Origin of the sequence: Vibrio tapetis subsp. quintayensis (assembly GCF_030409945.1) — a bacterium.
In the GTDB taxonomy this organism is placed as follows: Bacteria; Pseudomonadota; Gammaproteobacteria; order Enterobacterales; family Vibrionaceae; genus Vibrio; species Vibrio quintayensis.
Genome location: NZ_JAUFQV010000007.1, coordinates 16,199 through 29,280 on the forward strand (window position 1 = coordinate 16,199; position 13,082 = coordinate 29,280).

Annotated in this window: 13 protein-coding genes; 7 read left to right on the plus strand and 6 right to left on the minus strand. The window is 44.5% G+C overall.

Annotated features, from left to right (window positions below):
• The first annotated feature begins 89 nt into the window (after positions 1-89).
• The 6 genes from QWZ04_RS01950 (at position 90) to ihfA (ending at position 6,081) form a co-directional block, all read left to right on the plus strand.
• Positions 90-893: an outer membrane lipoprotein-sorting protein gene (locus tag QWZ04_RS01950; protein WP_290324434.1), complete on the plus strand. Its 804-nt coding sequence runs from the start codon at positions 90-92 to the stop codon at positions 891-893.
• A gap of 18 nt (positions 894-911) precedes the next feature.
• Positions 912-2,141: an ABC transporter permease gene (locus tag QWZ04_RS01955; RefSeq protein ID WP_290324436.1), complete on the plus strand. Its 1,230-nt coding sequence runs from the start codon at positions 912-914 to the stop codon at positions 2,139-2,141.
• The gene (locus tag QWZ04_RS01960; protein ID WP_290324437.1) at positions 2,131-3,378 is read left to right on the plus strand and encodes an ABC transporter permease; all 1,248 of its coding nucleotides are present in this window, start codon (positions 2,131-2,133) and stop codon (positions 3,376-3,378) included. Before QWZ04_RS01955 ends, QWZ04_RS01960 begins: the two co-directional genes overlap by 11 nt.
• Positions 3,379-3,380: 2 nt before the next feature.
• Positions 3,381-4,091, plus strand: coding sequence for an ABC transporter ATP-binding protein (locus tag QWZ04_RS01965; RefSeq protein WP_290324440.1), 711 nt, complete (start codon positions 3,381-3,383; stop codon positions 4,089-4,091).
• Positions 4,088-5,299, plus strand: a complete 1,212-nt coding sequence (locus QWZ04_RS01970; RefSeq protein ID WP_290324441.1) for a hypothetical protein — start codon at positions 4,088-4,090, stop codon at positions 5,297-5,299. The genes QWZ04_RS01965 and QWZ04_RS01970 overlap by 4 nt, the downstream gene beginning before the upstream one ends.
• 485 nt (positions 5,300-5,784) lie before the next feature.
• Positions 5,785-6,081, plus strand: a complete 297-nt coding sequence (gene ihfA / locus QWZ04_RS01975) for an integration host factor subunit alpha (protein WP_102521522.1) — start codon at positions 5,785-5,787, stop codon at positions 6,079-6,081.
• Between the two features lie 130 nt (positions 6,082-6,211).
• Here ihfA and QWZ04_RS01980 read toward each other — a convergent pair whose 3' ends face one another.
• Positions 6,212-6,991 (minus strand): RelA/SpoT-related domain-containing protein, encoded by a 780-nt coding sequence (locus QWZ04_RS01980; RefSeq protein WP_290324444.1) that lies wholly within the window; start codon positions 6,989-6,991, stop codon positions 6,212-6,214.
• Between the two features lie 300 nt (positions 6,992-7,291).
• Here QWZ04_RS01980 and QWZ04_RS01985 point away from each other — a divergent pair, with 300 nt between their 5' ends.
• A complete protein-coding gene (locus tag QWZ04_RS01985; RefSeq protein ID WP_290324445.1) occupies positions 7,292-7,948 on the plus strand; it encodes a thiopurine S-methyltransferase in 657 nt (218 codons plus the stop codon).
• 114 nt (positions 7,949-8,062) lie between these two features.
• On the opposite strand, the gene purT is transcribed toward QWZ04_RS01985, so the two are convergent.
• The 5 genes from purT to sbcB all read right to left on the minus strand — a co-directional run bounded on the left by purT (position 8,063) and on the right by sbcB (position 13,050).
• A complete protein-coding gene (gene purT / locus QWZ04_RS01990; protein ID WP_290324447.1) occupies positions 8,063-9,256 on the minus strand; it encodes a formate-dependent phosphoribosylglycinamide formyltransferase in 1,194 nt (397 codons plus the stop codon).
• A 243-nt stretch (positions 9,257-9,499) separates the two neighbouring features.
• A complete protein-coding gene (gene cdd / locus QWZ04_RS01995; protein ID WP_290324449.1) occupies positions 9,500-10,387 on the minus strand; it encodes a cytidine deaminase in 888 nt (295 codons plus the stop codon).
• A gap of 186 nt (positions 10,388-10,573) precedes the next feature.
• A complete protein-coding gene (locus tag QWZ04_RS02000; RefSeq protein ID WP_290324450.1) occupies positions 10,574-11,251 on the minus strand; it encodes an LrgB family protein in 678 nt (225 codons plus the stop codon).
• A gap of 1 nt (position 11,252) precedes the next feature.
• Positions 11,253-11,615 carry a CidA/LrgA family protein gene (locus tag QWZ04_RS02005; RefSeq protein WP_290324452.1) on the minus strand — a complete coding sequence of 121 codons (363 nt, stop codon included), beginning with the start codon at positions 11,613-11,615 and terminating at the stop codon, positions 11,253-11,255.
• A gap of 10 nt (positions 11,616-11,625) precedes the next feature.
• On the minus strand, positions 11,626-13,050 hold the full coding sequence (gene sbcB / locus QWZ04_RS02010; protein WP_290324454.1) for an exodeoxyribonuclease I: 1,425 nt from the start codon (positions 13,048-13,050) through the stop codon (positions 11,626-11,628).
• Between the last annotated feature and the right edge of the window lie 32 nt (positions 13,051-13,082).

Here is a 13,082-nt window from a genome sequence, read left to right on the forward strand (position 1 = left end):
TTTTAAACGTGTTTCTTTGATTCACTGCGGATGCTAAGTCTGCCAAATTGTGCCAATATAACTTCGTCAATCTCTAATAGGATTTTGTTATGAAGCACCTCGCGTTACGTTTATTTACTCTAAGCATCACTACTCTGTGTTTGTCTTCTTTTGTATTAGCTGAATCTTCAACTCATTCTGAAAAAACACTTTCTGCAACAACACAGTCCGCTAAGGAGATCGTGCAACGCTCTGATCAGCAAATGCGAGGCTCATCGAGCTACACCGTTTCCACAATGAATATCATTCGCCCAGACTGGACTCGCAGCATGAGCATGAAGTCTTGGACTAAGGGGCAAGACCTGTCGTTAGTCTTGGTTACAGCACCCGCAAAAGATAAAGGTGCATCGTCTCTTAAGCGACAAAAAGAAATGTGGAACTGGATACCGGGTATTGAGCGGGTCATCAAAATAGCACCGTCTATGCTGGGCCAGTCTTGGATGGGTTCAGATTTTACTAATGACGATCTTATTAATCAGTCTTCCATTGTTGTCGACTATGACCACAAAATGGCGGGAGAGGAGAAATTTGATAGTGAGAACACATGGGTAATTAACGCGTACGCGAAGCCAGATGCACCTGTGGTATGGAACAAGGTCAAATTATGGGTCTCTACTGACACCTATTTACAACGTAAAGTCGAGTTTTATGATGAGTTCGACGAGTTGGTCAATACGATGAGCACTTTTGAAATCAAAGAAATGGGTGGCCGAATGTTGGCAACAAGGATGGAGATGATTCCGGCAGACAAACCGGATCAAAAAACTGAAATGATCACCCATGAAGCTCAATTTGAATTTGAAATAGGTGATGAGTTTTTCTCACAATCTCAAATGAAAGCACTGCGCGACTAAGACTATCAAGGGCTATGTATGTTAGTGAAACTGGCTTGGCGAAACCTATGGAGACAGAAGCGGCGTACCGTATTGACGGCTTCAGCACTTGCGTTAGCATTGGTGTTGTCGTTGGTTATGCGGTCAATGCAAGAGGGTACTTACGCAAATTCTATAGAGAACAGCGCCCGCTTTTACACTGGGCTTATCCAGCTTCAGCATCCGGACTATGTGGAAAGTAGCAGCATTGATGACTTGCTACCGGGTAGTGAAGACTTCATTCAGCCAGCCAAAGCATTGCCTTCTATGGCGTTTGTAATGCCCAGGATCGAATCTTTTGCGTTGGCCGCGGCGACAGACCAGTCTAAAGGCGTCATGGTCATCGGAATTGACCCACCATTAGAAGACGCCTATTCCAACTTATCCGATAAAATCGTTAAGGGAAGTTATTTTGCCGCTTCCGATAAAGCCGTGTTACTTGGGGAAAGTTTGGCTCGCGTTATGAACGTAACAGTAGGCGATGAGTTTGTGCTGTATGGGCAAGGTTACCGAGGCCAAACAGCTGCGGGCTTATACACCGTTAAAGGGCTTGTTTCGTTTCCGACACCTCAATTAGAAAGTCAATTGGTCTATATGCCTCTTGAACAAGCAAAGCTGATGTACAGCACAGAGGGACAGGTGACTAACTGGGTTCTCCATACCCACGCTTTAGAAGAGGTCCCGATAGCAACGGGTCAATTAGAGTCGATATATAAAGACAAGGTAAACGTTCGAGACTGGACGGATCTATCGCCAGAAACTGCGCAAAATATTCAAATGGATAAAGCGGGAGGCATCTTTCTAATGTACGTCTTGTACGGTGTGGTTGGCTTTGGCCTATTTGCCACTATTATGATGATGACGTTAGAGCGCCAAAGGGAATTTGGTGTCATGCTGGCGACAGGCTTAGTGCGGTCAAAATTGATTGCATTGATAGGGCTTGAGTCTGCAATGATGGCATTGTTCGGTGTGGTTATTGGCTTGGTGGTGTCGGCGCCGATATTAGCTTATCTGTTTTATAACCCGATTGAGTTAACGGGGGAAACTGCGAAATTGATGATTCAAAGTGGGTTAGAACCTGTCATTCCAATTGCGATTAAGATGTCGTTGTTTATTGACCAAATCCTGATTGTATTAACCCTGATGTTGCTTTGCTTAATTTATCCAATGAAGCGGATTTATCAACTTGAATTGGTCAGTGCTTTAAAAGGAGGCGCTCATGCTCATTAAGCTTGCGTGGCGTAACTTATGGCGTAATAAAATGCGAACGAGCATCATGCTCGGCGCGATGGTGTTTGGCTTGCTTGGCGTATCGCTCATGATGGGTTTCATGACGGGATTGATTGATAGCATGTTAAAAAATGCGATCTCATGGCAAACGAGCCACGTTCAAGTGCATCAGCAAACTTACGTTGATAGTCCAGAAATCAATACCGTAATCCCGAATTCTGATGCGTTACTGGACTACCTTGAACATTCCGCTGATGTAGAGGCTTATTCAGGCAGAATGCTGGCCAATGGGATGGTCGCCTCAGCGCGAAGTACCAGAGGAGTGCGTATTAATGGCGTTGATTTGGTTCAAGAGCAAAAAATCACACCGTTGTCGGCGCACATAGTCGAGGGTGAGTGGCTTTCAGTTGAAGGGCGCAACCCAGTTCTTGTTTCGCAAAAAATAGCAGAACGATTGCGGCTGCGTATCGGTTCTAAAGTCGTGCTAACTTTTTCTGATACCAATAATGACGTATCGGGTGCTGCATTTCGTGTTCGAGGTATCTTCAAAACACCGTCAACCACCTTCGACGACGGCAATGTTTACGTTAGAAAAGGTGACTTAAGTAAGTTAGCAGGCATTTCTGGGGTTCATGAAATTGCGGTATTAGTTAATAACCAATCAGTTGAGGGCGTTAAAGCCTTTCAACAGAAGCTACAAACCCATATTGGTGCAAGTTTTAATAAGCACACATCATCAACCATCAGTGTAAGAAATTGGCAACAAGTTCAGCCCTTACTTGCCAGTATGCAAGGTTCAATGAAAACCAGTAATCAGGTGATGTTAGCGATTTTTGTGATTGCAATGGGGTTTGGCATTATCAATATCTTGTTGATGTCGGTGTTTGAGCGTACCCAAGAGTTTGGCGTATTGATGGCTGTAGGGATGCAGAAACACAAAATCTTTAGTTTAATCATGCTTGAGTCTGCTTTTTTAGGAGTGACAGGGGCGGCTCTTGGAGTTGTCAGTAGTTTTGTACTCATGACAATACTCGGTCACAGTGGCATCAATTTGACCATGATGGCAGAAGCGCTAGGGAATTATGGCATGGATACTATGTTATACCCTTATGTTGCTGCGTCTGACTATCAAATGATATTTGTCACCGTGGTGTTGGCGAGTTTAGTTGCCGCTTTATATCCAGCTCGTCAAATATTGAAACAACACCCTGCGCAAGCCATGTCGGAGAAACATTGATCATGACAATTCGAATCAAAGCACTACGAAAAACATACAATCAAGATACTGAGTTTCCTGTGCATGCCGTTCAAGATCTTGATTTAAGCATAGAGCAGGGCGAGTTTGTTGCAGTGATGGGGCCATCGGGCTCGGGGAAAACCACGCTACTGAATATGCTTGGTGGCATAGATAAACCCACTTCTGGGAAAGTGTTCATTGACGATTGTGATATTTGCCAATTGTCAGAAAAGGAGTTGATAGGCTACAGACGAGACCATATCGGCTTTATCTTTCAAGATTACAGCCTACTACCTGTATTAACTGCTCTGGAAAACGTCGAGTTTGTCATGCAGCTTCAGGGCCACAGTGAAGCGCAATGTCGTGAGCGAGCGAGCAGTTTATTAGAGCAAGTTGGCTTAGGCGATCAGCAAAACAAAGTACCTTCAAAGCTGTCTGGTGGGCAGCAACAACGTGTCGCGGTGGCAAGAGCATTGGCACCAAAACCTCGCTTTGTGATGGCTGATGAACCAACGGCGAACTTAGATGCTAAAAGTACCTCAGAGCTGCTGGATATTATGCAACGGCTGAATGAGCAGGAGGGCACAACGTTTATCTTTTCTACTCACGATCCACGAGTCATCAAAAGAGCAAAACGAGTCATTGTTTTTGAAGATGGCCAACTCAAAGAAGATAAACTACAAGGTGAATCTAGCCGTTTGGAAGTTGAATGAAAGGGCGAATAAAAGTGCGCGTAAAATGGACTACAGCATGCTTTATTTGGTCTGTTATCAGCACTACACTCGTTGTGAACGTAGCGCTTGCGCAAATCCCGGGGTTAGTTCCTGAAAAAAACTGGGACCTAAATGGCTATGTTAAATACATGGCGACTTCGACGATGCCTGACAACTCGAGCAACTCGTTGGATCACCTAGTTCACCAGAGATTTAACTACGAGTATCGTTTTCACTCCGATTTAAGGGTCAACCTAGGCATGAGAAACAGAGTGCTATGGGGAGATACGCCTAGTATGCCTGGTTATGGTGAACTTATCGGTCACGATCCTGGCTATCTAGATTTAACCAGTAATTGGCATGATAACGATGGTGTTATTGGTACCTCGCAGTTCGACAGAGCCTATATTCAGTGGCAAAACGAGGACTGGCAAAACCGCGTGGGACGCTTTCGAATTAACTGGGCTATGACGACTATTTGGAATCCGAACGACATTTTTAACTCATATTCAATATACGACTTTGATTATGAAGAGCGCAGCGGCAGCGATGCCATTGCAGTAAGCAGAAAACTGGGCTTTGCTAGCTCTGTTGACCTCGTTTACAGCCCGAGTGAAGATCAAGCACTAGACAGCTATGCTGCTCGGTATCTATTTAACCACGATGGTTGGGACTACCAAGCTATGGTTGGGAAGTCAGGCTTAGACCACGTTCTAGGGGCTGGTTTTGCTGGTGATGTTTCGGGGGCGGGAGTGAGAGGCGAGCTAAGTTGGTTTAATCCGACTCAAGATGAATGGCAATCGATGCCGCTTGAGCAAAGCACCATTGCGAGTTTAGAAGCCGACTATAGCTTTGGCGGCGCTCGAAACTGGATAGGCAGAATGGCGATGTTGTACATATCCAACCCGCAAACCACAGACAGCGCAATTAAGTACTTAAACCTACCACTTACCGCACGAACCTTAAGTTTCACCAAACACACCATGTATGCGGATCTTGGCTTTGATATTTCCCCTTTAAGTCGAATTACATTCTCATCGATTTACTATCAAGATGGCTCTGTGTATCTCAGTGTAAATAGCAGTTATTCTCTGTCGAATAATGTTCAGTTGTTGGCGGTTGCACAACGATTTGATGGTGCCCCGGAAAGCTTGTTTAGCGAAAGCGCGAGTACCTTGGTGTTTGGTCAAATCAAGTGGAGCTTCTAGTTGAACGCTAAAATATATAGCTGGGACGAGTATTTATGGAAGAACTAATTATCTAATCTATAGTTCTATCAATTTGCGCGAAGTATATGATTATTAACGATATGCATAAAATGGAAGTGAACTCGCTGTTTTAGACGAAAATTCGGTTTGTTTCCCTCAACATCATGAAAAATATGACAAAAAGAGAATTATTTTTCAATTACGTTGCTTTGGGGTAATCGACTGGTATGTGGTTTGTTTTTAGGGTTAAATTCTATAGCATGTCTTGATGCCAGCAAATTCCGTTGATTATCTGTGTTTTTATTGATTGAACTATCACCAAAGTTGAGTGGAGCCGATCAAGAAATTTAGAAAAAAATTAGCCAAAATCATGAGGTTGGCTTACACTTTTCAACATGAAGTCAATTTTAAGTTGTTTGACTCTTCATATTGCTTTGGCGCTACTGATTGGTAGCTAAGTTTAACACAGCTTTGAGGAAAGTTTTATGGCGCTCACCAAGGCCGATCTGGCTGAGAACCTGTTTGAAAAGCTCGGATATAGTAAACGGGATGCCAAGGACACGGTTGAAGTCTTTTTCGAAGAAGTTCGAAAGGCACTCGAAAACGGCGAGCAGGTGAAATTATCAGGATTTGGTAATTTTGACCTTCGCGACAAGAATGAAAGACCAGGCCGTAATCCGAAAACCGGTGAAGACATTCCAATCACCGCACGACGAGTCGTTACATTCCGTCCTGGGCAGAAGTTAAAAGCTCGCGTCGAGAGTATCGAAGTCGAGAAGTAGCCCTAATAGTGAAAACAAAGACCACGCCAATATGCGTGGTCTTTTTGTATTCTTTAGTGAAAGGCTAAAGGCTGATAACTAGCTAAGCACAAGTATTGTCGGCCTTGAATAAACATCAAGGCCGACTCTGTTAAGCAGCTGTCGCCTGTGGGGAAATATAAGGTTGCCAAGCTTGATGATATAGGTCGAATGCTTGGTTTCTTAGTTGGGCAATTTTACCCGTTTCAAACTCATTAAGAGAGCGGTCTTGAGCAACAGCCGTTCTTTCTATCCCTTGAATCACTTTGTAAATGTCATGTTCTGGGCCGCTTTTCACATCAGCAATGGCTCTTAAATGCAATTGAACTTCAACCATCAGTTTAGTTTTTGGTAGTTCAACGACGACATTCAAATCACGATACCCTGATTTATTCGGCGTTTTAAATCTATTTTTTGCTTTAACAACCGTCGCTTCACGCGTTAGGGTCTCGTACGCCGCCATTAACCCCTCAACGTCATCGGCAATGATTGTTGCACGAGCCAGGTCGGTGATCTTATTGGTGTTGCCATTAAGTTCGAGTTCAATTTTTTGCTTGGCTCTGTCTGCTGATTTTATGCCTGAGAAAAATGCTTGAGTGCCACTCAACATCGCCGTACTTTTGCACAAAGACTCTAATTCGAATTGTGCTTGGTGTGCTTTTGAGTAAAGCACGTCGAAGTCGGTATACGGCTGAATAGGATCGCTATTGAATGATTCAATGGCATAGAGGCCACTCAAGCTGTATTTGAATGAGCGAGAGCTGATTTGATTTTGCGAGGTGTTAGAGGTACGACCGTCTGTTAGGTTGACAGCATTCAACGGCATAGCAGCTAATGGTGCACGGCTTAAAAGCAGCAGCATTAGTGCAGTCGTTCTTAAAAATAGGTTCATTCACACTCCTTAAGGACCCAGTCAAATAGGGTGTACTAATAAGGTTACTTTGTCTCTCAAACAGCGTGCGGCCAGTTTTTCACTGACGTACTTACTATATGGGGACAGCGTACCTAAATACAACCCTAATAACGTGATTAAGACCACACAGTAATAGCGCTGGTTCATTACAAGCGTATGAATTGACATTCAATTTACAAACCACTTACCTAGTAAGCACGAGTGCATGATGGTGTTTTACTTTATTAACTAACGTACATTCGGTATTCTCGTTACATAATTTGTAGATGAGTAAAGCAAATGCAAGATCAAGAGCTGTGGCATAACAAATGGGCGTCCAATCAAATAGGTTTTCATCTAGATGATGTAAACCCTCTGCTCATCAAATACTGGCCTCAACTGTCGCCAAGCCGTGAAAAGAATGTACTGGTGCCGCTTTGTGGCAAATCTGAAGATTTAGTATGGCTTGCCCAAAAGCATGATGAAGTTCATGGTGTGGAACTGAGTGATATTGCTGTTCGTTCCTTTTTTTCAGAGCATCTTTATACACCGCTGGTTACCCCGCTAGATAATCACCATACTCTCTATCAATTCGATGAGCTATCACTCTATGTTGGCGACTTCTTCAGCGCGCCATTACAACCGGTAGAACTTGTTTATGACCGAGCGGCACTAATAGCTCTTCCAGCAGGAATTCGACCTATCTATGCTGAACGTATTCGTGGTTTACTCAAAACGAACGGCAGAATGTTGCTGGTGACGCTGGATTACCCACAAGAAGAGATGTCCGGCCCCCCATTTAGTGTTCCTGAGCAAGAAGTTCGCGAGCTGTTTTCTGGCATGAAGCTCACTAAACTGTATCGTGACGATGCCGATGAAACGCATCCAAGAATCAAAAAAGGGCTGTCTCGTTTTGCAGAAGAAGTGTGGTTGATTGAAGATAGGGATGAGATTTAAGGCAACAGGCAACAGGCAACAGGCCACGGGCGTTAGGCGTTCAAGAATATGGAAAGAGAATAAAAACGAAGAGCCAACGATTGAGTCGTTGGCTCTTTTTGTTTAAGTTAGTGTTTAGTAACGCACAGTGACTTTCGCAGCATTTTCGACAGCATCTTCAACGGCTGTTTCAATTGAGTCACGGCGAGTCAGTGTGACTCCTAAGCGGCGGCGTCCGTCGATTTCAGGTTTGCCAAACAAGCGAACTTGGGTTTGCGGTGCGCTAAGTGCGTCTCTAACACCGTCAAAACGAATATTCGTCGACGTGCCTTGACCAAGAATTACGGCAGATGCGCTAGGCCCGTATTGAGTAATACTGTTAATTGGCATGCCTGTAAATGCTCTCACGTGCAGTGCGAATTCTGACATTTCTTGAGATATAAGTGTGACCATGCCTGTATCGTGTGGGCGAGGAGACACTTCGTTAAAGATCACGTCGTTGCCCTTAATGAACAACTCAACGCCAAATATGCCATAGCCACCTAAAGCATTAACGACCTTTTCTGCCGCTCGTTGGGCATTTTCAAGGGCCGTATGGCTCATTACCTGTGGCTGCCATGACTCACGATAATCACCGTCTTCTTGGCGGTGACCGATTGGTGCACAGAAGTGAACACCGTCAACAGCACGTACCGTCAATAGAGTAATTTCGTAATCGAAGTCGATGAAGCCCTCAACAATAACGCGACCAGCCCCAGCTCGGCCACCGTCTTGAGCATAGTCCCATGCTTGTTGAATATCATCAGCGTGTTTAATGACGCTTTGCCCTTTACCTGATGAACTCATTACAGGTTTTACAACGCAAGGGATGCCAACAAACTCAATCGCTTGTTTAAAGTCTTCCAGGCTGTCGGCGAATCGGTAGCGAGATGTCGGGATCTCGAGTTCCTCTGCTGCTAAGCGGCGGATGCCTTCGCGATTCATCGTTAGCTTCGTTGCGTGGGCGGTTGGCACAACATTCAGGCCTTTTGCTTCAAGTGCAACAAGCGTGTCTGTCGCAATGGCTTCAATTTCAGGCACAACGTAGTCTGGTTGTTCTTTTTCAATGAGGGTTGTTAGGGCTTCGCCATCCAGCATATCAAGCACATACGAACGATGAGCAACTTGCATTGCTGGTGCGTTTTCGTAACGGTCAGCGGCGATGACTTCAAGGCCTAAACGTTGGCATTCGATAGCCACTTCTTTACCAAGCTCACCAGAACCCAGTAACAAAACTCGAGTAGCATCTTTAGCTAAAGCCGTACCAATACTTTTTGGAGAAACAGACATGTTGAACCCTATTCATTTTGTGAGTTGCTGCGGATCATACTGAAAAATGATCAATACGCAATCGTTTGCCATAAGATAGATACAAAATAATTGTAATCAAATTTCTGGTTGTTTAGCTTTTGAACAATTCAGCAACAAGTGGGGTTGTTTGGAAAGGAGATTGATTAGGCGCTAGGTCATTTTTTACATTAAAGGCCCTAAAAAGGGCCCTTAGTTGTCGGTGTTTTTTATTGAAATAGGGTATTAGTAGGCGATGTATTCTACTGGCACATCGGGACTGATCGCTTCCATTGTCCCCTGAGTATCAATTAAATGACTCATTGAGCTTTCAAGCATTTCTACCAACGCGACAGATTCAATATCGGCAAATGTTTTACCGGTTAATAGCACTTGAACCAGTGCTACTTGCAGAGGTGGCAAACTAGGGTTGAACGCCGCGTTTTCAGCATAACTACCTCTAACAATCACGCCGTCAGTGGTACGAATGGCAACACCACTATGGTTCTTCGTATAAGGTGAATGACTCATATTTAGAGCGTGAACGGCTTGCTGTATGAGTTCGTCGCTGCTGTCGCTCGTAACGCCTTTATCAACTTTTGTCATAAGGCCTTCGGTAACACCAAGATCTGCTGGACCGAATGAGTCTGGCAAGTAGGTATGTAAAGACAGTGCTTCTCGCTCAGGCAATTGAATCATGAGGTCTTTTGCGGTTGTCAGTTCATTCATGAATTGTCGACAGTGGCCACACGGACTAAAGTTAACAGTAACATCAATAAGCCCTTCTTCACCTTTCATCCAAGCATGGCTAATTGCGGCTTGTTCTGCATGTACAGTTTGACCAAGTTGAACACCAGACATCTCGACGTTAGCGCCAAAATACAAACGACCAGAAAGCCCACGAGCAATAGCGCCAACATAAAATTCAGATAGAGGAACATGGGCATAAGTCGCCGCTAATGGAAGTAGGGCGAGTCGCAACTCTTGATCGGTTAGGCCTGAAGCATCTAACAAAGACTGAAACTGTGACTTAGAAATTGTCGCGTCATAATGTTCTTCATTGAGAATGGCTTTAAGAGTGCTAGCAATGCTGTCTGGCATCTTGATGAGTACTTGTTCAATACGCTCGTTCATACGTGATCCTTTTATGTTATGAACATCATTCTAGGTCAAACAGAAACATTAACAGTGACACCTGTCGCAGTTGTAAATGTAACGACAATGTTCGTTGCATGAATTGAGAGGGGTCACACATGTAATTGATTACATCTAAAAAATATGAGATCTACGTCAACCTTGTTTGAAGCGTACAGAAGTCACTCAGTGGCTTAGCCAAACGACCAATGAGAAAAATGCCGGAGCCAAGATAGAGGTGATGACACCGCATAGCACCAGTGCCAAGCTACTGAACGCCGCATCTCTAGGGTCTTTTTCAATACAAGTGGATGTACCCAGTGCATGAGAAACCGTACCCATGGTTAACCCTTTGGCGATTGGATGTGTAATACCCACTAAATTGTAGATAGGATAAGCAAATACTGCCCCAAATAATCCAACAATAAGAACAAATATTGCGGCAATTGCCGGCTCACCACCCAAGTTACTGGAAACTTCCATCGCTATAGGAGTAGTAACCGACTTACCAAGTAAGCTGGCTATCAGAGTTAAGTCTGTGTTTAGGTAAATAGCGATGAGTGATGACGTCAGCATAGACATAATACTGCCAACGCTACAAGCCAACAGGATGATCTTCCAGCGGGTCCGGATTTCGGGCAACTGCGAGTATAAAGGGTACGCTAAAGCCACAACGGCAGGTTGCAACAAATAGCTCAATGAGTCTGCTTCTGCGTAATAGGTAGGAAAATCAATATCGAGTAACAATAGCGCGCAAATGATGATAGTGACGCTGATCACCAGAGGGTTCATTATCGGATTTTTCAGTTTCTGACTGACTGCCCGAGCAAAAAAGAAAACAGCGATGGTGATAACAAGCCACATACTATTTTTCTCCTTTTAGAAGGTATTCTAGCGCCAACCCCAATAACACCAATACGATCGCAGTCCCACCTACGGCGCTTGCTAAAATAGGAAGAGCGTTCTGCGCGAGCATGTCGAAGTGATCCATTAATCCAACGCTGATAGGAACAAACAGTAAGATCATATAGCGAATGAAAAGCTGTGAGGTCGGTTTAACCCATTCGACAGGCACAATCCCCATTACTAGCAAAGCAAACAGCAATAGCATGCCGAATATACTACCAGGTATCGACGTGCCTAGAGCAGATTGGATAGCGAGGCCCGCTAATAAGCAGGCCATGATGACAGCAAGTGAAACCACATAGCCGAGAAGGCGTTTAAACATAGGTGTGCCTTTATGAGACGAGTTTTTCTACATAGCGATAAACGGATTTTAATATAGCTAACTTTGATTCGTCACTTTCATGTTCGTGAGCTAAGTTTTCAAGATTAAGCATGTACTCTTCAATACGACTTTCGTAATAATCGCGACAATGTGCAGCCCATTTTTGTTGTTCAGCTTCGCTCAGTGTGTGAGGGTAATGCCGAGCACGATAACGAAATAATAGCGGTGCAATACGATCATCGTTGAAACTGATATCCAGTTCACCGAGATCTTCAGGTTTAGCGCTGCGAATGATGTCCATCGCTGCTTTGTCTGCTGGTGAGAAAAAACCGTCGTATAGTTGAGTATCTACATCTGGGTTCTTGTCGTATTTGCGTTCATTACTGTAAAGCTCCGTCAGCTTTTCTCGGATCTCTGGGTGTTGCTTAATCAGCGATAAGTTCTTCAAGCATTGTTCGCGATCGATGCCAATTTTTTCGGCATTTTCTGCGGTCAGCGTTTTTGCTGGCGCCAATGTCGGGCACTTATTCAGCTGTACCAGTTTCACCGGAATAGGAAGTTCTCCCTCGGCTAATTCGTCGCGCTTAGTGTACATTCGGTCACGAATTGCATCGGCATCTAGGTCGATTAATGGTTGAGGGTCAAAAGCCAGGTTAATCATGACCACCGCATTTTTATTGGTCGGATGCCAAGCGACAGGCACCATCCAGCTTGTGTAGGCACATTCAGAACCCAACATGCCAGAAACATGCATGAGCGGAGTCATGTTAACGATGTCGACTAACTCATTCAGTTTACGTTTGTGGCGCATACTAAATAGGTAATCAAATAGCTTTGGTTGCGCTTGCTTTACTTTCTTTGCTAATTCAATCGTTGCGACGACATCAGCCATGGCGTCATGGGCATTCGCATGTTCAATACCATTTTCAACTGATAAGTCCTCAAGTTTAAAGCTTGGAAAGCCGTCTTCTCTTTCAGGCCATTCAATGCCGTCCGGCCTAAGGGCGTAACAAGTACGCATCACATCCAGCAAATCCCAGCGAGAGTTACCATTCTGCCAAGCCCAAGCGTACGGATCTAAAAAGTTACGGTATAACGTGTAACGAGAAACCTCGTCATCAAAACGAATACTGTTGTAACCAAGGCTGGTAGTATTAGGCGTCGCCAGTTCGTGATGAATCTTCGCGATGAATTCAGGCTCAGGCAACCCTTTAGAAACCGCCGTTTGCGGCAAAATGCCGGTAATTAACGCAGCTTCAGGCGCCGGTAAATAGTCGCTAGGTGGCTGACAATAGATAACCAACGGCTCACCAATAATATTGAGATCCATATCGGTACGAACCCCAGCAAACTGACACGGTCGGTCGATGGCTGGGTTTACTCCCCAAGTTTCATAGTCGAAGAAGAAAAGAGTAGGCTGGTTGTCTTGTGACATCAATGGATTCCAAAGTATTGGTGCGCTATGGC

Bases quoted from the DNA above. Each gene is read 5' to 3' on its own strand.
- QWZ04_RS01950 (WP_290324434.1), top strand. From the start codon at position 90: ATGAAGCACCTCGCGTTACGTTTATTTACTCTAAGCATCACTACTCTG.
- QWZ04_RS01955 (WP_290324436.1), top strand. From the start codon at position 912: ATGTTAGTGAAACTGGCTTGGCGAAACCTATGGAGACAGAAGCGGCGT.
- QWZ04_RS01960 (WP_290324437.1), top strand. From the start codon at position 2,131: ATGCTCATTAAGCTTGCGTGGCGTAACTTATGGCGTAATAAAATGCGA.
- QWZ04_RS01965 (WP_290324440.1), top strand. From the start codon at position 3,381: ATGACAATTCGAATCAAAGCACTACGAAAAACATACAATCAAGATACT.
- QWZ04_RS01970 (WP_290324441.1), top strand. From the start codon at position 4,088: ATGAAAGGGCGAATAAAAGTGCGCGTAAAATGGACTACAGCATGCTTT.
- ihfA (WP_102521522.1), top strand. From the start codon at position 5,785: ATGGCGCTCACCAAGGCCGATCTGGCTGAGAACCTGTTTGAAAAGCTC.
- QWZ04_RS01980 (WP_290324444.1), bottom strand. From the start codon at position 6,991: ATGAACCTATTTTTAAGAACGACTGCACTAATGCTGCTGCTTTTAAGC.
- QWZ04_RS01985 (WP_290324445.1), top strand. From the start codon at position 7,292: ATGCAAGATCAAGAGCTGTGGCATAACAAATGGGCGTCCAATCAAATA.
- purT (WP_290324447.1), bottom strand. From the start codon at position 9,256: ATGTCTGTTTCTCCAAAAAGTATTGGTACGGCTTTAGCTAAAGATGCT.
- cdd (WP_290324449.1), bottom strand. From the start codon at position 10,387: ATGAACGAGCGTATTGAACAAGTACTCATCAAGATGCCAGACAGCATT.
- QWZ04_RS02000 (WP_290324450.1), bottom strand. From the start codon at position 11,251: ATGTGGCTTGTTATCACCATCGCTGTTTTCTTTTTTGCTCGGGCAGTC.
- QWZ04_RS02005 (WP_290324452.1), bottom strand. From the start codon at position 11,615: ATGTTTAAACGCCTTCTCGGCTATGTGGTTTCACTTGCTGTCATCATG.
- sbcB (WP_290324454.1), bottom strand. From the start codon at position 13,050: ATGTCACAAGACAACCAGCCTACTCTTTTCTTCTTCGACTATGAAACT.